Genomic DNA, 24,964 nt, shown 5'->3' on the forward strand with positions numbered 1-24,964 from the left:
GGGGAGGGGCACAGAATGGAAACAACGATTAAAAAAACAACACAATCTGCATTGCCGCTGCCACAAAGCACAAGGAAATTGAGTGTAAAAAATACCCTCATTTATGCAGTCTTGATTATTTTTTCGGTAATTAATGTTTATCCTATTATTTGGATGATTATTAACTCTTTTAAGTCAGAAAAAGAATTTGCGGTGAATCAATTTGGTTTACCTAGGACTTTGGTAATTGATAACTATATTGAAGCGTGGGGCACTGCTAATTTAGGCGTCCTCTTCAAAAATAGTATTTTTATATGTTTATTGGCAACTATTCTTACTGTGTTAATCGGCGCGTTAGCATCTTATTTTCTAGCAAGAATTGAATTTAAGTTTAAGAACGCCTTGTACACATTCTTTATTTTCGGGATGTTAATTCCGATTCACGCAACGCTTGTTCCAATGTTTATTTTATTGAAAAATTTAGGTTTATTAAATAATCCGATTACCTTATTATTTCCGTACATTGCCTTTCATTTACCGATTACGATCTTTATCCTAACAAGCTTTATGAAGGCTTTCCCGAAAGATATTGAAGAATCAGCGATTATCGATGGCTGCGGAATCTTCCGGATTTTTTGGTCGATTATTTTACCAATGTCCCGTCCCGCACTTGCCACCGTTATCATTTTGAATTTTATTTATAACTGGAACGAGTTCTCGTTTGCACTTGTACTACTAAATGATCCAGCCCTGCAGACATTGCCTTTAGGTCTTGCAAGTTTTGCTGGACAGTTTACCGTGAATTATGGTGCACAGATGGCAGGATTAACGATGTCCATGATTCCAATTATCATTTTCTACTTATTCTTAGAAAAAGAAATTGTAAATGGTATGACAGCCGGAGCCGTAAAAGGATAAACTAACGGTAATAAATTAAAAGGCTGATGTGCAATGATCCGAAATTGGGGATTAAAAAATAAGTTTGTCACCGTATTCTTACTCTTGATTACCTTACCAACCTTTATTATTGGCTGCATTATCTACTATCAAACGACAACCGTTTTTAAGCAGCAGGCTGAAAAAAATGCGGTTGACAAACTAGAAAAAAATGAAGATAACTTAACTTCCCTCATTCGTGGGATTGAGAATATGTCTTCTTACATGATCTATGAAAAAAACTTCCGAACGTTTTTTACCGCTACGGAGGAAGACCTTACTAAAGCAGAGTATAAAGAGGCAGTTGCAGGGATTAATGGTTATTTTACCTTTCAGCTTATGAGTCATAGTTATATCGATTCGATTCTATTGGTAGCAAATGATGGACATGTTTTAGAAATTGGCAGCCATTTAATCGGAAATGAAGTCAGTATGAATCAAGGAGCCAGGGAGCTTGAAGGCCGTCCCTATTGGAGCAATACGTATCAAGTGATTGAAAATGGATCTGCAAAAAAAAATGTTGTTAGTTTAACAAGGGTTATTAATGATATTAACCATATCAACACACCTATAGGAATGGTGAGAATACGATTAGACGAATCTAAGCTATATAAGACAATTGAAAGTAATTCCATTAACCAAACTGGTGATTATTTTGTATTGAACAAAAAAGGAGAAGTCGTCCTGCATCAGAATCCTTCATTAGCGGGGAAACCCTTTCCTGATTCAAAAATAACCGGCTGGATTTTAAACGGTAAAAATAAAACGTTGAAAACCAAGGCTGATCAAAGTGACTATTTACTAGTGAAAAAAGCAATTACAGGAACGGATTGGGTTTCGATTGCGATGGTAAATGAGGGAGAAGTGGTTAAAAGTTTATATAATGTCCGCGGCTTGTTTGTTTTTATGATTCTCCTTTTATTAGCACTTGGAGCATTAGCTTTTGTCGGATTTTATCAATCCTTTATCCGAAGGATTGTGGAATTGACGAAGCAAACAAAGCAGCTGGGAGAAGGCGACTTCAGTGCAAAGGTTCAAATCTCTTCACAAGATGAGATTGGGAAATTAGGACTCCGATTTAACCAAATGGTCACAACCATACAAAATTATATTAATCGAGAATACAAGTTAAAGATTAAGCAGCGTGAATCGGAATTGAAGGCTCTTCAAAGCCAGATTGATCCACACTTTTTATACAATACACTGGACATGATTCGTTGGACGGCCCGATTGGAAAAAGCGATGGAAACAGGTCAGTTAATTGAGCGGTTATCTAAAATATTCCGGATGAATTTAAACATGGGGAAAATGTGGGTAAAGGTAGAGGAAGAAATTCATTATATCCAAAACTACCTGGAGTTACAAAAGAGCCGAATTGGAAATCGTTTAAATTACAGTATTTTTTATGACGATCAAATAAAAGATATCTATATCATTAAGCAAATTTTACAGCCATTAGTAGAAAATAGTATCCTTCATGGTTTTAAAAATTTGCCTAGACAGGGCGTTATCCAGATTCGCATGTTTAAGGTTGATGAGGAAATTTGGATAGATGTAATCGACAATGGCTGGGGATTTAAGAGTGAGAAACAGGATGAAGATGATAAACGGAAAGGCGGCTATGCCATTCCTAATCTCATCGACCGCTTAGAGATGGCCTTTGGCGAAGAGGCAAAATTCGAGTTGTTGGATTCTCTTGCAGGAACATGGATTCGCTTGAAGCTTCCTATATCAGAGAATGATAATCGCAATCTAATTCCAAATGAGACAGGTGAGTAGTATGCCCTTTAAAATGCTAATTGTTGATGATGAACCCATTATTTGTCGTGGTTTGCAACAGACAATTCCGTGGGATGAATATATGGTGGAAGTTGTTGACCTTGCGTATGACGGGGCGGAGGCTATTCAAAAGATTCAGGAACATGGTGATATCGATTTAGTCCTAACCGATGTCAGAATGCCGAATGTTGATGGCTTGAGACTGGCGGCATTCCTTGCAGAGAATTATCCAGATATTCGAATGATTATCATAAGTGGGTACGACGATTTTAAATACGCACAGCAGGCGATTCAATTAGGTGTAAAGGATTACTTATTGAAGCCGGTAGAGGTAGATGAGCTTTTACAGGTCATTACAAAAATCACCAGTACTTTACAAGAAGAAAGAAAAGCTGCACAGCAAATATATCAGATGAATTTACAAAATGCTATTTTTCATCAAGTTCTAGATTTACCAGATACTGCTCCAAACCATTCGGGTTTATTTGCTAATGTGCGTATTTATCCCTTTGTTACCATGTTAAAAGAGTATAAAAATAAAACAAAAGATCTTTCTGAAGAAGAACTGCAAAACGTGGCTGTGGACTGGGAAAACCAAGTGGAAAAATGGTTAAACAGTCAGGGGTTTTCATGTGTATCGGTGTTTCCAAGTAAAAATGTCTTACTCACTTGTGTAACCAATCATTTGTCTGATTTTACTCCTCGGAATTTGAATTTCCAAGAGTTAAATGGTGTTGTTAATGATACTGACATCACAATAGGTCAGCTGAATGAGGTGTATCTAAGATTATATGAAGATACCCGGTATATTCCTTTTAGTGAAGACGGGGTTGTTGTTAGTCCTGTAAGTGAATCATTGGCGAATAAGTCAAAGGCTAACGACTGGTTAATGGATAGGGCAGAACAATATATCAAAACCTATTATGCGTCACCAATCAAGGCACATGAAGTAGCGGACGTCATTAATATTTCCCCTAATTATTTCAGTTCTTTATTTAAACAAAAAACGGGCAAAAGTTTTAATGAATATATTAATACCTTGCGTGTGGATGCAGCCAAACAGCTGCTTGAAGAAACCCCTTTTAATGTAAATGAAATAGCTGAAAAGGTCGGATATCGAGAATATAAGTACTTTGTGGATGTGTTTAAAAAATTTACAGGCTATACGCCAACAAAGTATAGAAACGTAAGGGCAAACAATATCAATTAATCATAAGAGTGACTTATGAAATTGGAGGTAAGTAGTATGCAAAAGAAAATAAATGTACCGAATGACTTTTTCCTAGGAGCAGCAGTGTCTGCTTGGCAAACGGAAGGCTGGTCAGGAAAAAAAGAGACTCAGGATTCCTTTTTAGACATGTGGTATAAAGAAAATAAACATGTTTGGCATAATGGGTATGGTCCTGCTGTAGCAACTGATTTTAAGAATCGATATAAAGAAGATATTGGTTATATGAAACAAATAGGTTTACAAAACTTTAGAACATCTATTAACTGGTCACGTTTTTTACTAGATTATGAAAATGCCGTAGTAGATGAAGAATATGCTAGTTATATAGATGATATGATCAATGAGTTAATCAAGAATAACGTGGAGCCGATGATTTGTCTTGAACACTACGAGCTTCCTGCTGAATTATTTAAGAAATACGGCGGCTGGGGATCAAAACATGTTGTGGATCTATTCGTTAAATATGCAGAAAAGGTGTTTGAGCGTTATGGTGATCGCGTTAAGCACTGGTTTACTTTCAATGAGCCAATTGTTATTCAAACACGTGTCTATTTAGACGCGGTTCGTTATCCATTTGAACAAAATACGCAGAAATGGATGCAATGGAATTTTAATAAAAGCTTAGCAACGGCTAAAGTAATTCGTTTATTTAAACAAATGGACTTAAAAGAAAAATATGGCGCCAAGATTGGTAACATCATTAATCCAGAGGTAGCATATGCGCGTTCTTCTGCTGAACATGACCAAAAAGCAGCACGCATTTTTGATTTATTTTACAACAGAATTTTCTTGGATCCTTCAATTAAAGGCGAATTCCCTGAAGAATTGTTTGAATTAATGAACAAGCATGATATTGCTTTCGAGGCAACAGAAGAAGAGTTGCAAATCATTAAAGAGAACACCGTTGATTATGTGGGATTAAATATCTATTTCCCATACCGTGTAAAAGCACGTTCAACCGCATGGAATGAAGAGACGCCTTTCCATCCTGCCTACTATTATGAAAGCTTTGATTTACCAGGCAGAAAAATGAATCCTCACCGCGGCTGGGAAATCTATCCTCAGGTGATGTATGATATCGCTATGCGAATGAAAGAGGAATATGGAAACATTGAATGGTTTATTGCTGAAAATGGTATGGGTGTGGAAAATGAACACCGTTTTAAAAATGAAGAAGGCATGATTCAAGATGATTACCGCATTGAATTTATTAGTGAACATTTAAAATGGTTATTAAAGGGTGTTGAAGAAGGCTCCAACTGTACAGGCTATATGCTTTGGGCCTTTAGCGACAACGTATCACCTATGAATGCTTTTAAGAATCGCTACGGCTTGGTTGAAATTAACCTCGAAGAGAATCGAAACCGAGCACTTAAAAAATCTGCTTATTGGCTAAAAGACGTCATCGAAACCAAACAATTTGAAGGACAGGATGACAATATCTATAAATAAAAAGCTACCTAGGGGCGATTCTTAAGATGAGTAAATATTTAGCTTTTGATATCGGCGGAACATTTATTAAATACGGATTAGTGACCGAAAAGGCTGAAATCCTTGAGAACAACAAAGTGAAAACACCTAAAACATTAGATGACCTGCTTTCGGTTATCGAAAAACTGTCTGGGCAGTATTCGGATGTTAAAGGGATTGCGATTAGTGCACCTGGTGCTGTTTCGGATGAAGGCGTGATTTATGGTTCTAGTGCCATTCCTTATTTACACGGTCCAAATATTAAAAATTTGGTGAGTGAGATAACTTCACTGCCGGTTTACTTAGAAAATGACGCCAATTGTGCGGGCTATGCTGAGATTTGGAACGGCGCAGCAAAGGGGAAAAAGGATGTACTTGTTATGGTGATTGGAACCGGAATTGGCGGATCGGTGTTTAAGAACGGCCAATTGCATAAAGGGGCCCATCTTCATGGCGGTGAATTCGGTTATATGCTGCTAACTGGTGATATTCAAGATAGCAATGATGTTTGGAGCCGAGTGGCTTCAACAGCTGCGCTGGTGAGAAATGTCGCAAAAAGAAAGCAAATTGATGTGGAGTCTATTTCAGGTGAAGAAATTTTTCAGCTTGCTGAATCAGGAGATGAGGATTGTATCGAAGCTATCCATCATTTCTATCATTTATTGGCCGTAGGAATTTATAATTTACAGTACATTTATGATCCCGAAGTAAACGTCATTGGCGGTGGAATCAGTGCTAGAGACGAACTTATTGATGGAATCAATGAGAAGCTGGATAACATTTTAGCAAGAGTAGACTTAGCGAAGATTAAACCGGAAATCGTGGCATGTATGCATCGCCAAAATGCTAACTTACTTGGAGCAGTATACGGGGCCATGCACACTGAATTGAATTAGATTTTAGATAAAACCGCTTGGGTTCTAGTCATCCAAGCGGTTTTTCCTTATCCTATCTAAAGATTATAAGTTATGGAAAGGTATTTTCTGGTATAATATAATATTAAGAATAGACTATTAAACATAGCAGGGAGAGGGAATTTTGGAAGGTTTTTTTGGACTTGCTTTAAATATCATACTGACTATTTATTTAGTCATTGATTCTAAAAAGCATGGTAAGAACCCCGTTCTATGGGGAATTCTAGGTTTTGTTTTTGGTGCCATTGCTTTAGGAATTTACTTAATTAAAACAGATCGAAAGGTAGTCGGCTGGATTGTTACTATTCTCAGTATTTTAGGTTATTTGGCTTTCCTCCTATTAGTTGGCTTGGCTATCTTATTTACGGTTGCAGGATTTTCATAAGAATAAGGAAGGGATTCTCTTCCTCAGATTGTCGAGAAAGGTTTCTTTCTCGACAATTTTTATTTTTCTGCCTGCCCAAGGGCCTGCTGATTGGAACGAAAGGTGCTTCGCTTTCCGCGGGCGTGCCGAGGAGGCTCCCCAACCCCGTACTCCCGCAGGAGTCTTCGCACCTTCAACTCCAATCAACAGGGGAGAAATTACATGGAGATTGCCACACTTACATAATTTGGAGCGATTTACCTCCATCAATAGCCTTAAAAATATGATAGAATTTTTACATAATTTCATAGATTCGTTTAACAAAAATACGCCGATTATTAATTTATCTGGTAAACTAATTATATTACCTTCACTTTAATAGAAAAAGGGGGGCTTATGATGTACAAAATAATCATAGTTGATGATGAGAAAAACATCCGTGACCGCTTGGCTCACTTTTTTCCTTGGTCTGAGGCAGGGTTCGAAGTAGTTGGGATAGCGGAAAATGGCGTAGAAGCATTGGAACTCATTAAACTGGAACGTCCACATGCCGTTTTGACAGACGTTCTAATGCCCGAGATGACAGGATTAGAGCTTGCGAAAGAAATTCAAAAATCATACTCCGACATAAAAGTGGTCATTCTTAGTGCGTATGACGATTTTAAATATGCCCAAGAGGCGATTCGTTTTGGTGTGAAGGGGTATTTGTTAAAACCATTGATGAAAAATGACTTTTTCAATGTTTTTACGAAACTAGCTGAAGAATTAAGAGAAGATGAAGAAGCAAAAGCAGTGGATCGAGTTGAGGAATTAATGCTCTTGGATTTAATTAAAGGGGAAAATCTATCGCAGTATGCGGACCAGTGGAATCAGCATACCCAAAGCTTTAGAGTCGCTATTTTTTCCTTTGATCGATTGTTTAAAGAGGTGTCCACTTTTTCTATCAGACAGAAAATCACCGAGCTTGCTGCAGATTTTTGTAATCGCTATCAAGTCTCTTTTTTGTTTTATGGTAATAGTTTAATTGTATTAAGCACTGATTCCAAGCTTGTTTCGAAAAAGGACCTCATGCCGAAAATTCACTTGTTCATCGATTCACTAAGAGCAAACCTTGGTGATTTATTTAATAACCAGGAGAATTTTGTCGTCGGTGTTGGCAATCCATGTACCACGTATCATGAAATTTGCCAATCCTATAATGAAGCGGTTTACGCGTATAGCTATAAATATTTCAATGAATATGAAACGGTTATCTTTTATGAAGATTTGGCTGTTGACGGTGATAACGGGAAACAAACCCAAATTCAGAATCTTATGTTAGACCATGTGAACAATATTGAACATAAACTAATGGAATCTATGAAAACGGGTGAGATTACGGTTGTAACACAGTTAGTTAATCAGTTCTTCCATCCATACAGAAAAGCCTGCGGTTTACCGATTGCAGAAATTCGCAGTTCCTGTTCGGAACTCATCATTATTCTATTGTTTCGTTTGAAAGAAAAGGGACTTTCCCTTTCGTCCATTGATCAACAGCATGTCCTAGGAAGAATTTACGAGATTGATTCTTTAAAAGAATTGAAGCGTTGGCTGACGCAAATGCTGGAAACGATTTCTTTTGATTTAATCAATAAGGATAAAAAGGATGTAAATACATATGTCCTTATGGCTAAGGAATATGTAAAAGAAAATTATCAGGAACGGATTACACTCGAGGATATTTCGAATCGGTTATTCTTGCATCAAGCTTATTTCAGTGCCATTTTTAAAAAGGAGACAGGGCAAAATTTTATCGATTATGTCAATCATGTTCGCGTGGACAAAGCGGTTCAACTGCTCAGAAATACGGATTATAAAATAAAGGTCATCTCCGACATGGTTGGTTTCCAAAGCCATTCGTATTTTAACAAAGTATTTAAAAACGAAACAGGTGTCACCCCTGTTGTATTTAGAAGACAGTAAGATGGCAGTTCCTCAGGAGGTACATCATGAGAAACATTAAAAAGCAGCATTTTCACACCTTTTTGTTAAAATTCAGTTTGGTTACCGTATTGGTATTTCTTTTGCTGTTAAGTAGTTTGTATTTTATAAAAATAAAAAACTTTATAGAAGAAAAGAAAGAAACGTCGGTACAGTTACGAATGGATCAAATTTCTTCTGAGCTGCAAACGGAGTTTAATAGTATCTATGATACGACGAACAGTTTAAAGACAAATGAGATTGTGATTCGTTATATTGATGAATTGAGCGGTTCAGAAATTAGTCCATCTGAGAAGTATTATCAGGCTGCTGGTCTTGAGGATTACTTGAATACCATCAGGCAGAACAACGAGCTGATTGATAATATCCTGATTATTACACCGCAAACCCAATACAGTTCTGACCAAAAATATGTAGATTTTAAGTTTAATGGAATGAAGATAAAAGCAGAAGTAGAAAGTAATTTCCACTTTATTAATTTGGGTGAGGCAAGCAGTAAAATTGAGCTGCCTTCCTCAGATAAGGGAGCTGTAACCGATAAGTTAAATAATCAATTATTCTTTGGGACAAATATCATTTCTGCCGATGGGGTGCACAAAGGGGTCATTTTACTATTTATCAATCCGAAAAGTTTAGATGACTCCCTCTTTTATGCCGACCAAATTCGCTTATTTGACCAAAATGGCCAAGTGTTTTTTAAAGGTGAAAAAGCAGCTGGGGATGTACCAGTAAAACTTGAACAACTGAAGGATGGCAAAAAAGGACATATCATATCTTTTGGCGATACAGGATTCTATTATTCAACTATTCCCTATTATAATTTTCAGCTTATTTATGAAGAACCATTAGGTTTTTATAAAAAACAAATGGGTCTTATGTGGAAGATTATTGCTTTAACATTTGTTTGTTCAGCTTTAGCTGCGATTATTTTCTCGAGAATGATCGGAAGAAAAGTTATACAGCCGCTATATCAATTAATAGCGTCGATTAAGGAGTACGAAGAAAGTCGAAACTACAGCAGTCTTTTACAGCAAAATAAATCAACAAGTATGAAATTAAGTTTACGGGAAAGATTCTTTTTCTATTTTGTGATAACGGTTTTACTGCCCTTACTAATATTTATGGGAATTCTTTATGGACAAACTTCCAAACTTGTTTCGGGGGATTTGCAGGAAAACTATCATTCTGTACATGAAAAAATGGCTCGGTTGATGAACAACGAGATTAACCAACGAGAGCTGACGATGGCACGTATTGCCCATAATAACAACATACAGCTTCATCTGTTAGAAGATAATCCTGAAAAGATTGGCTATGAATTAGTCGATCGCAGACAATTCTTTGAATTAAGAAGGCAAAATATAAGAATGTATGATAAGTCAGGAAAGATTTTGTATACGAACATGCAAAATCAACCGAAACAACTGGATTCGGATTTTATGAACAATTTAGCCAGCTCAGGCCGTAAAATCAGTTACTCACTCGAAAGAGACCGTTTTAATCATGGTACGATTGTGATTGGCATGCCGATTTATTCACCAGTGGAATACACAGAAATTATTGGCTATATTACGGTTGATATTGAAAATAATCTGTTTGAAACTTATTATTCGGATTGGCAGCAGACGGGGATTGAAATGTTGCTGGCGGATAAAAACAATAGGATTCTCTCACATCCCAACCCAATCAAAATTGGTCAAGCTTTTAATAGTAAAGAGGAAATGCTGGAGGAGAAAGGGCATAAATTTCATGCTTACAGCACAGAAATTACCAGCATGAACTGGGAATTTATTTCTAAGTACAATTTTATTGATATCCAAAAGCAGGTCAATCAATTATTTATCAGTGATCTTTATCTATTATTTTTCATCCTTCTCTTACTTCTTATTTTTGCTTATTGGATTTCGAAAAAGCTGCATAGGCCGATTGGACAGTTGGAGGAGTTGGTTCAGACCTTTGATCTAAAGGGTTCCCATTATGAAGTGGCGGAACGTTTATCAGGAATTGATGAAGTGGACTCATTGACGAAAAATTTTAATAAAATGATTGTGAGAATGGAAGAATTGATCCATGAGACGCTTTTGACCAATCAAGAACGAATTCAATTAAAATATGAAAAGCGTGAGCTGCAGCTCAATGCCCTTCAGTCACAAATTAATCCACACTTTTTATATAATACGCTTGATAATCTGATTTTTCTTGTCGAAGCGAATGAAACGGATAAGGCGACCGAGATGATAGCCTCCTTAAGCCGATTTTTCCGATTTATCACCAACCGGGAACAATTTACGATTACGCTTCGAGATGAGATTGTTTACACCAAAACCTATATAAAAATTATGTCTTATCGGTTTGAAAATTTTGAATGCATTTGGGATGTGGATGAAAATGTGTTGAATTATAAAACCGTCAAGCTGATCGTTCAGCCAGTCATTGAAAATGCTATTCACCATGGAGCAAGGAAAACAAAGGATATGGTGACCATTCACATTTCTTGCAGGCTGATAGAGGAAGAAATTCATATTGTTGTAGAGGATAATGCAACAGGGATTAGGAAAGATGAACTAACCGCTATAAAAAGGCATTTAGCATCTGCTCCGCTTGGTAAAGCCGGTATTTACAATGTCAATGGGAGAATACGACTTCATTTTGGGGAGAAATACGGACTCGATATCGAAAGTGAACAAGGGAAAGGAACAAAAGTAACCATAGTCATTCCCGCTGCTATATAAATTAAATTTTTAGAGGATTACTCCTAAAGGCAATTTTTACTTCAGGGGTAACCTCTATTTTTATGCTTTTAAGAGAAAAATAGTTTATTTTACCTTTAGAAATTCCGAATCTTAAAATAGTGGTATTTTACCTAAAAAAATTAACAAATCTTAAAATAGTGGTATTTAACCTTAAGAAAGTTTAACTTCCCTTAAAGAAATTATACTATTCTAAAAACAGAAAACGTTTTTAATGTACAAAAAAAGAGGAGGATATTTTCACCTAGTTGGTTTAATCATCAGTGCGAACGCAAATATGTAAAGAATAAGCGAACACGAATTGGTTAAGGGGGAGAAATATTGAAAAAGAGTTTGAGAGTACTTTCATTAGCAGCTGTTTCAAGTGTATTAATTTTTACAGGGGCATGTTCAAATAAGGAAGCAAGTAAAGAAGCAGAAAAAGTTGAAGTAGGAAGCTTGCCTAAAGCTGGTGATTTTTCTAAAGAGGTTGAACTTAATCTTTCAGGGTCTTTTACAAGAGGCAAAGCGGAAGATGGAAACTATGTTCAAAAGAGATTAGAAGAGCAATTTAATGTCAAAATTATTAATACAAAAACAGATACTTGGAATACTGACCAAGTAAACTTAATGGTTGCATCCGGGGATCTTCCTGATACATTTGGTTTTACAGCAGGCGGCAAGTCAGCACAAGAGTTATTTGATTCTGGATTAACTAGAACGATTCCGAAAGAGATGCTAGAAAAATATGCACCTCGATATATGAAAATGTTATCTGAAAATCCACCAGGTCCAATCATGAACTTAAAGCAAGGAACTGATAATGAGTACTTACAACTAGTTGGTCAATACGACCATGTTGATGGGGTGGCTTGGGGGCCAACATTCAGATTGGATTGGCTGGAAAAATTGGGTATTAAGCCTCCTGGAGAAATAAAGCAAGTTGGTCCTAGCGGAGGTCGTGAAAAAATTTATTTCACAGATGCTGCCTATACACTTGAAGAAGTGGAAGAAATTTTGAAAGCCTTTACTTTTGATGATCCGGATGGAAATGGTAAAGACGATACGTATGGTTTATCGCCTTATAACAATCAAATTCACTGGTCAGCTTCGTTAATGGGGGCATTTGGACTAGCTCCTGGTTATAATTTTATCGAAGATGGAAAATTGGTTCAAACTGAGGTTTCACAAAAATATAAAGAATTCCTAAAATTAATGGCAAAGTGGTACAAAATGGGATTAATAGATCCAGAATTTACAACTCTTGACAATAATAAGAGTTGGGAAAAATATAAGCAAGGAAAGATCGGCTACTATATAGCCCAGCCTTCTTATATTGCCATGGATGATTGGGCAAAAGGCCGTGCACCGCAGAACATCGTTGAAAGTCCAGATTCTACTGCAAAATTACTTGCTACTGCACCAGAGATTGGCAAGGGCGGCCAACAAGGTGTAGGAGCCTATCTTCCTGTTGTAAATTTAGCTGATGCATTCTATGTTTCAAAGCATGTAACGGATGAAGAATTAGCGAGAATCCTTCAAATCTTTGATTATATTAATTTTGACAATGAGGCAAGATGGACATTGTATGGAGAAGTAGGCGTGCATTCTGATTGGGAAGGTACACCAGAAAAATCCGCACTTAAAGTACGTCCAGAATTTGCAAAGGAAGAAGGGAATTCAGGATTTTGGGCCTATAACTTCCGTACCTATGATAAAGAGCGGGTACAGTGGTTCCAATCTGAATATACTAATAAAATAAAAAGTGAATTCTATGCTCGTGAAGATGTAAAAGAAAAGATGCTGATCCGTCCATATAAATGGGATATCTTAAATGAAACAAAGTTAAAGGAACTTTCAAAACGATATAGCGGTCAGCTTACAACCATTGTCGACGAATTTAGAATGAAAGCGATTGTCGGCGAAGTTGACATCGATAAAGAATGGGATAAATACGTTGATAATTGGATGAAAAACGGCGGGAAAGAAACCCTGGATGAGTTAGAAAAGGCTCCTAAGGTTTCCGACTTATTAAGTAATAAATAAAGTGACCCAAATGAAAGGCGCATGAATTTTTCATGCGTTTTTTCTTTTTTACTATTCTTAAAATAGTGTTATTTTTACCTAAAGATAATAAAACTATTACATTAAAAATTGTATTATTCTAAATACAGGAAACGTTTTCAATGCAAGTAATGAGGGGAGGACATCATATGCAAACAGTAGTACAAAAGGCGGAAACAAATACAAAACCTAAGCGAAAAGCAAATACGAAGTGGATTGAAATGAAAAAGATGAAAACGCTTTATATTATGCTGGCAATCCCAATGGTAATGCTATTTATCTTCCATTACATTCCAATGTATGGGATATTAATAGCTTTCAAGAATTTTTCACCAGGTTTAGGTATATGGGATAGCCCGTGGAATAACTTTGAACACTTTAAAAGGCTGTTTGATGATTTCTTATTTTTAAGGGCATTACAAAATACAGTTGTCATCAGTTTATTAAAATTAATTATTGTTTTTCCAGCACCAATCATCTTTGCAATCTTGTTAAATGAAGTTAAAAATGAAAAGTTCAAAAAGGTGAGTCAATCGATCTCCTACTTACCACATTTCATGTCCTGGGTTATTTTATCGGCAATGGTCATTGAAGTGTTTTCACCGCAAAGAGGAATTATCAATTTCTTTATTACTCTTGTTGGCGGGGATCCAATCAACTTTATGTCGGACAAAGCATCCTTCATTCCCATTCTAATCCTGACCGATATGTGGAAAGAGGTTGGCTGGGGAGCTATCATCTATTTAGCGTCTATTGCTTCCATTGATCCACAGTTATATGAGGCAGCTGAAATGGATGGAGCAGGAAGATTTCATAAAATGATTCATGTTACTCTTCCATCCATTATGCCAATGGTCATCATTTTGTTTATTCTTCGACTTGGAAGCGTGTTGAATGCAGGTTTTGACCAAATCCTTAACTTGTACAACCCATTAGTATATGAAGTGGCTGATATTATCGATACGTATGTATATCGAAGCGGTTTGGAGCAATTCCAATTTGACTATGCAACAGCAGTAGGATTATTTAAAAACGTTGTTGGTATTATCCTGATTCTTTCTGCAAACGCTATTATTCGCAGAAAAAGTGAACACGGAATTTGGTAGGAAGGAGGACTTACTATGGGGGCTACACGAAAAAAGATATCACTATTCGATATTCTCAATGTGACGGGATTCGTTTTGTTTTCAATACTCGTGCTATATCCTTTTTGGCAGACAATTGTTCTATCATTCTCAGACGCAAACGCATCTTCAAGTCTAGGAGTTCATTTATGGCCTGATCGATGGATTACAGATGCGTATGAATTTGTGTTTTCATATGGGAACATTATGAAAGCGTATATAAATACGATAGTTCGTACCGTTGCTGGTACCATCTTGATTGTTACATTTACGATTCTGGCTGCATATCCGCTTTCAAAAAAAGAATTGCCTTACCGTAATTTCTTTACAATCTTTTTCTTGATTGCAATGTTTTTTTCAGGGGGAATCATTCCCGATTATTTATTAGTAAAGAATTTAGGTTTATTAGACAGTAGCCTGTCGCTGATTTTACCATCAGCGGTGAATGTATTCTTTATTATTATCATGCGAAACTATTTTATGACCATTGATAAAGGGATTGAGGAATCAGCGATTATTGATGGAGCAAATTACTTCCAAATTCTAACGAAAATTATTATTCCCATTTCAAAGCCGGTTATTGCCACAGTAGCACTTTGGGCAGCGGTGTATCATTGGAATGAGTGGTTCCACGCGCTAGTTTATATCCAGGATGACGCGAAAACTGTGTTACAAATCGTAGTTCGGGACATGCTGACGGCGATGGATCTATCAAATAATTCAAGTACCGCAGTGGGCGGCGGTGGTATGAGCGGTTCAGAGCTGTTGTTGAGTAATGTTCGGGCAGCAACTGTAATCATCTCTATCGGTCCAATCGTACTGGTTTATCCGTTCGTACAGAAATACTTTATTAAAGGAATTATGATTGGTTCATTAAAAGGATAAAGGAGAAGTACTCATGAAAAAATTGGCGAAGAAACTTTCATTTGCAGCAATTTCCGGCGCATTGCTTCTAACAGCGGCATGCGCTAATCAAGAAGCAAGTAAAGAAGAGAAAAAAGTAGATGTAGCAAGCTTACCTGAAGCAGGGGATTTCTCAAAGCAGCTTGATCTGAATCTATCAGGATCGATCACAAGAGGTAAAGCCGAAGATGGAAACTATGTTCAAAAGAGATTAGAAGAGCAATTTAATATCAAAATTACAAACACAAAAGTAGATACTTGGAATGCTGACCAAGTTAACCTAATGGTTGCCTCTGGAGATCTTCCTGATACGTTTGCGTTCACTACAGGCGGGAAGACAGCTCAAGAGTTATATGATTCTGGTTTAACGAGAACGATTTCGAAAGAGATGCTTGAAAAGTATGCACCTCGTTATATGAAGATGTTATCTGAAAACGCTTCAGGTACAAAGAGGAACTTATTGAAGGGTACAGAAAATGAATATGTAGCATTAATTGGTCAATATGCCCATGTTGATGGGTTGGTTTGGGCCCCAACACTCCGTCTTGACTGGCTGGAGAAATTAGGAATTGAGCCGCCAGGTGAAATCAAGCAAGTTGGACCAAGCGGCGGACGTGAAAAAATCTATTATACAGATGGTGCTTACACGCTTGAAGAATTGGAAGAAGTTTTAAAAGCGTTTACGTTCGACGATCCTGACGGTAATGGAAAAGATGACACGTACGGAATTTCACCATGGAATAACAATATCAACTGGGCTCATACGCTAATGGGGTCATTTGGAATTGCTCTTCAACCAAATTACAACTTACTAGAAGATGGAAAATTGGTTACAACTGAGATTTCAAAAAACTATAAAGAGTTCCTAAAGCTGATGGCAAAGTGGTATAAAATGGGCCTAATTGACCCTGAATTTACTACACTTGACGATAAGAAGAGCTGGGAAAAATATAAGCAAGGAAAAATCGGCTACTATGTAGCGCAGCCTTCTTACATGGCTATGGATGACTGGGCTAAAGGCCGGGCACCACAGAACATTGTCGAAAATCCAAACTCTACTGCAAAAGTACTTGGAACATTACCTGAAATTGGCAAGAATGGACAACAAGGTGAAGGTGCCTATATTCCTGTAGGAAATTTAGCTGACGCCTTCTATGTTTCAAAGGATGTAACGGATGAAGAATTAGCAAGAATTTTGCAAGTCTTTGATTATATTAACTTTGATAATGAGGCTAGATGGACATTGTATGGAGAAGTTGGAGTGCACTCTGATTGGGAAGGCGAACCAGAAAAGTCAGCTCTGAAGGTACGTCCTGAATTTGCAGCTGAAGAAGGTAATTCAGGCTTCTGGGCATATAACTTCCGTACCTATGATAAGGAAAGAGTATCATGGTTCCAATCAGAATATACAAGTAAGTTAAAAAATGAATTGTATGCTCGAGAAGATGTGAAAGAAAAAATGTTGATCCGTCCATATAAGTACGATTTATTAAACGAAACAAACATTAAGGAAGTTGAAAAGCGTTACAAAGGACAACTTGATACAGTTGTTTCAGAGTTTAGAATGAAAGCAATTGTCGGCGAAGTCGATATCGACAAAGAGTGGGATAACTACGTTGAAAATTGGAAGAATAATGGCGGAAATGAAGTGCTTGCTGAGCTAGAAAAAGCACCAAAAGTATCCGATTTAATGAAACAATAACTAAAATCGTAAGCGCCCTTTGCGCTGAAGCTGGTTAACTAAAAACTAAATGTGGGTGCTTTAGTACCCACATTTATCTTTAAACACTATCGTTAGGAGCGAATGAGATGACAACGATTCAAGCGGAAGCAATCTTTTATCCAAATCTTGCAGGTTCAAGAGCATACCGGATTCCATCCATGATTACAACAACGAAGGGAACAGTTATCGCTGGCATTGATGCGAGAATTGTCGATCAAACAGACAATCCTAACCAAATTGATGCTTCAATCCGACGCAGTGAAGACCATGGGGTAACATGGGGTCCTGTACAAAAATTAGTTGCATTTGCAGGTGAAGGTTTAGACGGAGCTGCTGCCATTGATACATCGCTTTTACAAGATGAAGAAACAGGAACCATTTTTATGATTTATTGCCACTCACCAGGTGGAGTTGGTCTATGGAATAGTGAACCAGGAATTGGTTTCGATGCAGATGGACGCAGAAAATTATTTGATAACGAAGGAAATGTTTACTATTTATCACAATCAGGAAACGTTTATGATACTGAAAACAAGGTAACGAGTTATACCGTTGACGAAAATGGTTATGTTTTCAATGATGGGCAAGCCGAGGGGAATATTTATTTTAAAAAGGGAATTGACCCTAATGAAAGTTTACTAGAAGCAAGAACATGCTTTTTACAAATCATTCAAAGTGATGACGACGGACTGACTTGGTCGAAACCAAGAGAATTGAACACCAGTGTTAAGGAAGAATGGATGAAGTTTATTGGCTCTGGTCCTGGTTGCGGAATTCAGCTAAAGCATGGGGAAAAGAAGGGCCGGTTAGTGTTCCCAATCTATTTTTCAAATGAAGCAGGAGCTCTGTCATGTGCTTGTATGTATAGTGATGACCATGGTGTGACGTGGCAGCTCGGTGAATCTCCAAACGACGGACGAGAGCTTGACGGTGAGGTTCTATCAGCCAAAACCATCTCTGAAGGTAAACAATATTTAACAGAGTCACAAGTCATTGAATTGCCAACAGGTGAATTGAAGTATTATTTGCGAAACCATTATGGACTCCAAAGAACAGCCGTTACAACTAGTACGGACGGAGGCGAAACATGGGGCGATGTTACGTTTGACATGGCTTTAGTTGATCCAATCTGTCAATCAAGTGTCGTCCTTTATCCTGATTTGGGAGATGGAAAAGTACGCGTATTATTCTCCAACCCAGATGATGAAAAAACAAGGGTAAAAGGTACAGTACGCTTAAGTGAAGACGGCGGAAAAACTTGGTCCTACAGTAAAGTAATTGAAGAAGGCTATTATGGTTATTCCTGCTTAACCGTTCTTAAAACTGGAGAAATCGGCGTCTTGTATGAACGCGTGTATGATTACTCCGATTGGAATAACATGGACATAGCGTTTGTTAAGTTTTCGTTAGATTGGTTGAAGTCTTAACTAGTTTTATAGCTGGATATAATTGGAGGAATAAACTTGAAGCAGATTCCATTATCTGAAAAGTTGTTTCATGGAGCCGTTTCATTGGAAAAAACGAAAGAGTATGTGAAGCCTTGGAGAATCCCTTTCGACAAGAAGGAGTTTTATCCACCTAACGGTATAAGTGGGCAAGCGGTGCTTCCGGCAGGAGTTCGGATTAAAATCCACAGCAATACCCAATCGATTAAGATTGGGATTGTAGAAGCAGTGGAATTGATGGAAATGGATTGTCTCATCAATGGTTCTCTCGTAAAAACGGCTTATATTCCAGCAGGGGAAACAATGGTTTCCTATGATTCCCTCGGTGGGCAATCAAAGTTGATTGAAATCTACTTATCTCAAAAAGTACCTGTTCCTATTTCAGGAATTTGGATTGATGAAGGGGCAGAGTGGGAACTAGTAGATGATTCCCGTTTGCACTGGATTACGTATGGGAGTTCTATCACTCATTGCTATTATTCAGATAGTCCATCGCAAACGTGGCCGGCTCTCGCTGCTAAGAAGATGGATTTCAATCTTACTTGCCTTGGATACAGCGGAAATTGCCACTTAGAGCCCATGATAGCAAGGATGATTCGTGATCTGCCTGCTGATTTTATTTCCATATGTGCAGGAATCAATATCGTGGGGGGAAATACATTATCGGACAGAACTTTTTCCCCCGCCTTGATTGGGTTTATTGAAACAATTCGTGATGTGCACAAGGATGTGCCGCTGGTGATCATTTCTCCTATTTTTCACAGGGAGAGAGAAAAGGTTGAAAATCAAGTTGGATTGTCACTGGAAAAAGTGAGGGCTGAAATTGTTCAGGTCGTGGATCTTCTAAAGCGGCATGGCGATCAAAACATCTATTATATAGACGGTCTTGACTTGTTTGGCGAAGAATATGAAAAATATATGCCTGATGGACTGCATCCAAACGGAGCAGGCGACAAAATCTTGGCAGTGCGTTTCCAGCAGTTAATCGAATCGCACGTGCCAATGAAAGTAATACCTAGTTAATTTTAATCTAAAAAGAGGTGGGAATATGTTTCACGCTGGCTACATGGAGAAGTTAAACACAATCATGGAATGGATCATGAGATTTTTTGTCCTTCAATTAATTTGGATATTATTCTGTCTTGTGGGTCTGGTGATTGGAGGCATATTCCCGGCCACTTTTACGATGTTTGCGATTTGCCGAAAATGGCTTAATAAACAAACGGATTTTCCCATTTTTCGAACGTTCTGGGATATGTACCGTAAAGGCTTTCGCAAAACCAATCTTCTAGGTTGGGTTACCACGTTAACGGGCTTGAGTCTCTATTATTATTTCCATCTGTTTAAAGGTGCAGAGGGAATGATTGATCTCGTTTTATTCATTGTCGTGTGGATTGCAGGAATCCTTTATTTGATGACGGTCCTGCTAATGATTCCAGTCTATGTCCATTTTGACATTAAACTGATTAACGTTGTTAAATATGCACTGATTATTGCTATTTCAAATCCATTCCATTGTCTAAGTATGGCGGCGCTTATTATTGGCTTCAGCATGGTAATGATTCTAATTCCAGGACTAATTCCGTTTTTTAGTTTCAGTGTGCTGGCGTTTGGACTCATGTGGATGGCAAAATCGGCTTTTACGAGAATGGAACAAAAAGTTTCAAAATTAGAGAAGATAAATAATAGCTTAGTATAAAAACTTGATTTAAAAAAAGGTGGATATCATGACAGAGTTAAGAATTGGTGTAATTGGTACAGGATTAAGGAGTACGATTGCGAAATATTGGCATAACCCCGATGGAAATTCAGTTGTAGTTGGCGCGGCTGATGTGTCTTCGAAGGCGCTGGAACGATTCAAAAACGAGATTGATAAAGATGTATATGTAACGACCGATTATAAGGAACTGCTAAAAAGAGAAGACATCGATGCCGTTGCGATTTTATCCCCAGATTATTTACACGAAGAACATGCAGTCGCTGCATTGAAGGCAGGAAAACATGTATATTGTGAGAAGCCTTTGGCGATCACCCCTGAGGGCTGTGACAGAGTTCTTGATGAAGCCCAAAAATCAGGAAAACATTTAATGATCGGTTTTAATATGCGCTACATGAGCATGTACCAAACGATGAAAGAAATTATTGATACGGGTGTCATTGGCGATATTAAAGCCGTATGGGTCAGACATTTTGTCGGACTTGGAGGCTATTATTATTACCATGATTGGCATGGTACCGCAGCAAATACAACATCATTATTGTTACAAAAGGCCTCTCATGATATCGATGTAATTCATTGGCTGACAGGCAGTTATGCAACCAAAGTATCGGCTTTTGGAAGTCTAGATTATTATGGCGGGGACAAACCGAATGACCTGCATTGCCCGGACTGCGAACTCAAAGATACTTGTCCAGACGCTAGTTTACAAACCTTAACACAATGTGCCTTTAGAGAAGAAATCGATGTAGAAGATAATAATATGCTGATTATGGAGTTAGAGGGCGGAATTAAAGCTTCTTATATGCAATGTCATTTTACACCTGACTATTCGCGAAATTATACCTTTATTGGAACAAAAGGCCGTCTCGAAAATGATGATGTGAATGACAAAGTCTATGTGAAAACAAGAAAATCAGGTTCGTGGCATGAGATGAGTGATATCACCTATGAAATGAAGAAAATGCCTGGGACTCATAGCGGTGCTGACCCACGCATCTGTCAGGACTTTGTGAATTTAGTTTTATATAATAAACAGCCGTTAACAACACCTTTTGCCGGCCGGATGAGTGTTGCTGTTGGCTGTGCAGCAACAGAATCGATACGCTCCGGCGGAAAAGTTGTTCAGATTGAGCAAGGGAGACATAAACCAAATCAATCAGGTTTAGAATTTGTAGAATTATAGAAGAACAACTGCCAGTTTTACTATAAAAGTCTAAAGGGGAAACCAACATGAAAGCTTGGGATTTAGATCAATTTAAAGGTGTATTTGTTGCCATGTATTCAGCCTATGATGAGGCTGGTGAGGTTTGTGAGGAAAGAGTAAAAAAGCTGGCTCGTTCCTATGTAAATAGCGGAATAACAGGTTTATATGTCGGGGGCAGCTCTGGCGAGGGAATCCTGCAAACAGCGGAAGAAAGAAAGAAAGTAGTAGAAGCTGTTACAGAAGAGGTTGGCCGAGAGCTAACGATTATTGTACATGTTGGGGCGAACTCTACAAAAGAAAGCAAAGAGCTTGCGATTCATGCAGAGAAATGCGGTGCCCATGCGATCTCAGCCGTTCCAGCAATCTATTACCGTTTGTCTGAGCAATCCGTTGAAAAGCATTGGCAGGAAATGATCGATAGCACTTCATTGCCATTTATTATTTACAATATTCCACAGACAACAGGATTCAATTTAACTCAGCCACTATTCCAGAGAATGGCTGCTCAAGAAAAAGTAATCGGAATTAAAATGTCTGGAGAAAGTGTTTTTGACTTGCAACAATTCAAAGCGAATGCAGGAAAAGAGTTTCTCGTTTATAACGGACCAGATGAGCAATTCTTAGGCGGACGCATTATGGGCGCTGATGGCGGTATTGGCGGAACATACGGTGTTATGCCGGAACTATTCTGTTCACTCGATAAATTGTATCGCGCTGAGAATCTCGAAAAGGCTCAAAAATTACAATTTGAAATTAATAGCGTGATTAAAAAGCTATTAAGCTATCCATCTTTATATGGTGCTTGTAAGTATATTTTATCACTAAGAAATATTGAAACAGGGGCTCCAAGGCTTCCATTATTACCTGTTACTCAGCAAGACCATGCCTCTCTTGCTGAATTAAATGATACGATCCAAGCTTTAATCAACACCTATACAAATGAAGTAGAAAAAGTATATTAATAGGTTATTACTTGTCCTTCATAGCTTTATGAAGGACAAACTGCATTAAAGAATGGCTGTTTTTGCGATTGCTGTAACCAGCGAAGAAAAAATAAGCGGAGACTTTTCGGTTAAATGCAGAATGAAGCCTGTTTCGGGGTAAATAAGGGGAAGTTTTCCGGTTATGCAAAGAAATATGATCCAATTTCACGTATTTCTGGTGAATAGGCGGAATCCCTCGATTAAGTCCGTATAATTGTGTAAAAACAAAATGAGTCAAATTAGTTCCTCATGGCTACAATGTTATCAGCGACGAAAACAATGAGGAGGAATTAATTTGACCCAGTTTCAGTTTAACCTAAATATTGAGGATTTAAAAGATTGTATTATGAAATCTGATATCGATGCAGTTGTTAAAGCGTCTGTTGTCCTGGTTCTAAATTCAGTTATGGAAGATGAAAGAGATAAGCATTTAAACGCTAGAGCTTACGAGCGTTCTACTGACCGACGCGACTACCGGAATGGTTATTATGAAAGAGATCTCATTATGAGTATTGGAAGAATCACCCTAAGGGTACCTCGTACACGTAACGGGGATTTTTCTCCATCCGTATTTGAAAGGTATGCCCGATGTGACCAAGCACTTGTCCTTTCTATGTTAGAAATGGTAGTGAATGGTGTATCTACCCGAAAAGTAAAGAATATTGTACAACAGTTATGTGGGGAAAGTTTTTCAAAATCACTTGTTTCCTCTCTAACAGAGAAACTTGACCCGATTGTAAATAAATGGGCTAATAGGCCAATTAATACGATGTATTATCCCTACATCTTTGCAGATGCCATGTACATTAAAGTGAGGGAACATAACCGAGTGGTATCTAAGGCTGTTTATATCGCAACTGCCATTAATGAAAAAAATGAGCGAGAAATCCTGGGGTTGAAAGTAGACCACTCTGAAAGCTATGAGGCTTGGCAAAGATTTTTTCAACACTTACAATCACGTGGTCTTCAATCACCAAGATTAATCATATCAGATGCACATAAGGGCTTAAAAAAGGCAATTGGCACAGAGTTTGTGGGAACAACCTGGCAGCGCTGCACTGTACATTTTAAAAGAAATATCTTTAATCAATTACCAAAAAAAGATATGGACGAGGTAAAAGCGGCATTAAAAGGGATATTTAATGTAGTAAAAATTGAAGATGCTAGGAAACTTAAGGACGAGTTTATGGAGAAATATGAGGAAAATCCAAAACTAGAAAACGCAATAAATACATTAGAAGAAGGCTTCGAAGATGCCATTCAATATTTGAATGAACCTACTAAATATCATCATCATATACGTAGCACTAATTCCTTGGAACGATTGAATCAAGAAGTTAGGAGAAGGGAAAAAGTCATACGGATCTTTCCAAATACACAATCAGCGTTCCGATTAATAGGAGCTGTACTAATGGATATTGCCGATGAACAAGCAAAGAAACCATCTATGATAGGGAAAAAGTAGGAGTAGGAGCGAAGCGCGCGAAATTTTGATGGTTTTGGAAGGGGGTACCCCCTTCCCAAACCATCAAAATTCATAATAGCTATTAAACATTGTAATCATGAGTAAATTAATTTACACAAAATCTAGGACTTGACTAATCCCTCCGCTTATTCAGGCAATTTTTACTAGTAATGACTAATTAAGCGGAATTTTTCCGCCTATTTAGATTCTTAAATAACTCAACAATAACCTTTTTCACAGTATAAAAATAATAAGGAGATCATGACATGAACACTCATCCTTTTTTCACGACAATACACAAAGATTTAATTGTATCCTGCCAGGCGCTTGAACATGAACCGCTGCACGGGTCTGAAATCATGGCGAAAATGGCTCAGGCAGCTAAGGAAGGCGGAGCAAAGGTAATTCGAAGCAATTCTGCAGTTGATGTCGCTGCGATTAAACGCCAAACAGGACTACCGGTCATTGGACTAGTCAAGAGAGATTATCCAGATAGTGAGATTTTTATCACAGCAACCCTTAAAGAGGTAAAAGAACTACTGGAAGTTGAGGCTGACGTCATTGCACTTGATGCCACTTATCGTAAGCGGCCCAATGGGGAAAATCTAAAAGATTTAGTCGACTATATTCATGAAAATAGTAATGCGTTAGTAATGGCGGATATCGCAACGATTAGGGATGCCGAATATGCGCTAGAATGCGGTGCCGATATGGTCTCTACGACTCTATCAGGCTACACGGATGACAGTCCAAAACAAGATGATCCAGATTTTGAACTAGTCGAACAGCTTTCTGGGCGATTACCGATCCCTGTCATTGCCGAAGGCCGCATTCAAACACCAGAACAAGCACGCAAAATGCTGGAATTAGGTGCTTGGTCGATTGTAGTAGGAGGAGCCATTTCAAGGCCGCAATTAATCACAAAAGCTTTTGCGGAAGGAATTCGCTAAG

Annotated in this window: 19 protein-coding genes; all 19 read left to right on the plus strand. The window is 37.8% G+C overall.

Annotated elements, in window-relative coordinates; genetic code table 11:
- Positions 1-15 precede the first annotated feature (15 nt).
- The 19 genes from ACN6MT_RS08205 to ACN6MT_RS08295 all read left to right on the plus strand — a co-directional run bounded on the left by ACN6MT_RS08205 (position 16) and on the right by ACN6MT_RS08295 (position 24,963).
- Positions 16-897 (plus strand): carbohydrate ABC transporter permease, encoded by an 882-nt coding sequence (locus tag ACN6MT_RS08205; RefSeq protein ID WP_034677181.1) that lies wholly within the window; start codon positions 16-18, stop codon positions 895-897.
- Positions 898-930: 33 nt separating this feature from the next.
- Positions 931-2,694 (plus strand): sensor histidine kinase, encoded by a 1,764-nt coding sequence (locus ACN6MT_RS08210; RefSeq protein WP_419955474.1) that lies wholly within the window; start codon positions 931-933, stop codon positions 2,692-2,694.
- A gap of 1 nt (position 2,695) precedes the next feature.
- Positions 2,696-3,904 carry a response regulator transcription factor gene (locus ACN6MT_RS08215; protein ID WP_419955475.1) on the plus strand — a complete coding sequence of 403 codons (1,209 nt, stop codon included), beginning with the start codon at positions 2,696-2,698 and terminating at the stop codon, positions 3,902-3,904.
- Positions 3,905-3,940: 36 nt separating this feature from the next.
- A complete protein-coding gene (locus ACN6MT_RS08220) occupies positions 3,941-5,377 on the plus strand; it encodes a glycoside hydrolase family 1 protein (RefSeq protein WP_419955476.1) in 1,437 nt (478 codons plus the stop codon).
- A gap of 26 nt (positions 5,378-5,403) precedes the next feature.
- A complete protein-coding gene (locus ACN6MT_RS08225) occupies positions 5,404-6,291 on the plus strand; it encodes an ROK family protein (protein WP_419955477.1) in 888 nt (295 codons plus the stop codon).
- A 142-nt stretch (positions 6,292-6,433) separates the two neighbouring features.
- Positions 6,434-6,694 carry a hypothetical protein gene (locus ACN6MT_RS08230; RefSeq protein WP_419955478.1) on the plus strand — a complete coding sequence of 87 codons (261 nt, stop codon included), beginning with the start codon at positions 6,434-6,436 and terminating at the stop codon, positions 6,692-6,694.
- 375 nt (positions 6,695-7,069) lie between these two features.
- Positions 7,070-8,635 (plus strand): response regulator, encoded by a 1,566-nt coding sequence (locus ACN6MT_RS08235; RefSeq protein WP_419955479.1) that lies wholly within the window; start codon positions 7,070-7,072, stop codon positions 8,633-8,635.
- 26 nt (positions 8,636-8,661) lie between these two features.
- Positions 8,662-11,385: a sensor histidine kinase gene (locus ACN6MT_RS08240; RefSeq protein ID WP_419955480.1), complete on the plus strand. Its 2,724-nt coding sequence runs from the start codon at positions 8,662-8,664 to the stop codon at positions 11,383-11,385.
- Positions 11,386-11,724: 339 nt separating this feature from the next.
- The gene (locus ACN6MT_RS08245) at positions 11,725-13,428 is read left to right on the plus strand and encodes an ABC transporter substrate-binding protein (RefSeq protein WP_419955481.1); all 1,704 of its coding nucleotides are present in this window, start codon (positions 11,725-11,727) and stop codon (positions 13,426-13,428) included.
- Between the two features lie 167 nt (positions 13,429-13,595).
- On the plus strand, positions 13,596-14,552 hold the full coding sequence (locus tag ACN6MT_RS08250; RefSeq protein ID WP_419955482.1) for an ABC transporter permease: 957 nt from the start codon (positions 13,596-13,598) through the stop codon (positions 14,550-14,552).
- 15 nt (positions 14,553-14,567) lie between these two features.
- Entirely contained in the window at positions 14,568-15,455 is an 888-nt protein-coding gene (locus ACN6MT_RS08255; protein WP_063253491.1) for a carbohydrate ABC transporter permease, read from the plus strand.
- A 13-nt stretch (positions 15,456-15,468) separates the two neighbouring features.
- Positions 15,469-17,175, plus strand: coding sequence for an ABC transporter substrate-binding protein (locus ACN6MT_RS08260; protein WP_419955483.1), 1,707 nt, complete (start codon positions 15,469-15,471; stop codon positions 17,173-17,175).
- 107 nt (positions 17,176-17,282) lie between these two features.
- The gene (locus ACN6MT_RS08265; protein WP_419955484.1) at positions 17,283-18,623 is read left to right on the plus strand and encodes a sialidase family protein; all 1,341 of its coding nucleotides are present in this window, start codon (positions 17,283-17,285) and stop codon (positions 18,621-18,623) included.
- A 36-nt stretch (positions 18,624-18,659) separates the two neighbouring features.
- Complete coding sequence (locus ACN6MT_RS08270) at positions 18,660-19,664, plus strand: SGNH/GDSL hydrolase family protein (RefSeq protein ID WP_419955485.1); 1,005 nt, start codon at positions 18,660-18,662, stop codon at positions 19,662-19,664.
- 25 nt (positions 19,665-19,689) lie between these two features.
- The gene (locus ACN6MT_RS08275; RefSeq protein ID WP_419955486.1) at positions 19,690-20,340 is read left to right on the plus strand and encodes a YesL family protein; all 651 of its coding nucleotides are present in this window, start codon (positions 19,690-19,692) and stop codon (positions 20,338-20,340) included.
- Positions 20,341-20,368: 28 nt separating this feature from the next.
- Positions 20,369-21,544, plus strand: coding sequence for a Gfo/Idh/MocA family protein (locus tag ACN6MT_RS08280; protein WP_419955487.1), 1,176 nt, complete (start codon positions 20,369-20,371; stop codon positions 21,542-21,544).
- Positions 21,545-21,591: 47 nt separating this feature from the next.
- Positions 21,592-22,527 (plus strand): dihydrodipicolinate synthase family protein, encoded by a 936-nt coding sequence (locus ACN6MT_RS08285; protein ID WP_419955488.1) that lies wholly within the window; start codon positions 21,592-21,594, stop codon positions 22,525-22,527.
- Between the two features lie 316 nt (positions 22,528-22,843).
- On the plus strand, positions 22,844-24,013 hold the full coding sequence (locus ACN6MT_RS08290) for an IS256 family transposase (RefSeq protein ID WP_419888493.1): 1,170 nt from the start codon (positions 22,844-22,846) through the stop codon (positions 24,011-24,013).
- Between the two features lie 266 nt (positions 24,014-24,279).
- Positions 24,280-24,963, plus strand: a complete 684-nt coding sequence (locus tag ACN6MT_RS08295) for an N-acetylmannosamine-6-phosphate 2-epimerase (RefSeq protein WP_419955489.1) — start codon at positions 24,280-24,282, stop codon at positions 24,961-24,963.
- The last annotated feature ends 1 nt before the right edge of the window (position 24,964 follow it).

The organism is Neobacillus niacini (assembly GCF_048572935.1).
GTDB classification, from domain to species: domain Bacteria; phylum Bacillota; class Bacilli; order Bacillales; family Cytobacillaceae; genus Neobacillus; species Neobacillus niacini.

Coding starts and splice junctions, on each gene's coding strand:
- ACN6MT_RS08205 (WP_034677181.1), top strand. CDS start 16: ATGGAAACAACGATTAAAAAAACAACACAATCTGCATTGCCGCTGCCA.
- ACN6MT_RS08210 (WP_419955474.1), top strand. CDS start 931: ATGATCCGAAATTGGGGATTAAAAAATAAGTTTGTCACCGTATTCTTA.
- ACN6MT_RS08215 (WP_419955475.1), top strand. CDS start 2,696: ATGCCCTTTAAAATGCTAATTGTTGATGATGAACCCATTATTTGTCGT.
- ACN6MT_RS08220 (WP_419955476.1), top strand. CDS start 3,941: ATGCAAAAGAAAATAAATGTACCGAATGACTTTTTCCTAGGAGCAGCA.
- ACN6MT_RS08225 (WP_419955477.1), top strand. CDS start 5,404: ATGAGTAAATATTTAGCTTTTGATATCGGCGGAACATTTATTAAATAC.
- ACN6MT_RS08235 (WP_419955479.1), top strand. CDS start 7,070: ATGATGTACAAAATAATCATAGTTGATGATGAGAAAAACATCCGTGAC.
- ACN6MT_RS08240 (WP_419955480.1), top strand. CDS start 8,662: ATGAGAAACATTAAAAAGCAGCATTTTCACACCTTTTTGTTAAAATTC.
- ACN6MT_RS08250 (WP_419955482.1), top strand. CDS start 13,596: ATGCAAACAGTAGTACAAAAGGCGGAAACAAATACAAAACCTAAGCGA.
- ACN6MT_RS08255 (WP_063253491.1), top strand. CDS start 14,568: ATGGGGGCTACACGAAAAAAGATATCACTATTCGATATTCTCAATGTG.
- ACN6MT_RS08260 (WP_419955483.1), top strand. CDS start 15,469: ATGAAAAAATTGGCGAAGAAACTTTCATTTGCAGCAATTTCCGGCGCA.
- ACN6MT_RS08265 (WP_419955484.1), top strand. CDS start 17,283: ATGACAACGATTCAAGCGGAAGCAATCTTTTATCCAAATCTTGCAGGT.
- ACN6MT_RS08275 (WP_419955486.1), top strand. CDS start 19,690: ATGTTTCACGCTGGCTACATGGAGAAGTTAAACACAATCATGGAATGG.
- ACN6MT_RS08280 (WP_419955487.1), top strand. CDS start 20,369: ATGACAGAGTTAAGAATTGGTGTAATTGGTACAGGATTAAGGAGTACG.
- ACN6MT_RS08285 (WP_419955488.1), top strand. CDS start 21,592: ATGAAAGCTTGGGATTTAGATCAATTTAAAGGTGTATTTGTTGCCATG.
- ACN6MT_RS08295 (WP_419955489.1), top strand. CDS start 24,280: ATGAACACTCATCCTTTTTTCACGACAATACACAAAGATTTAATTGTA.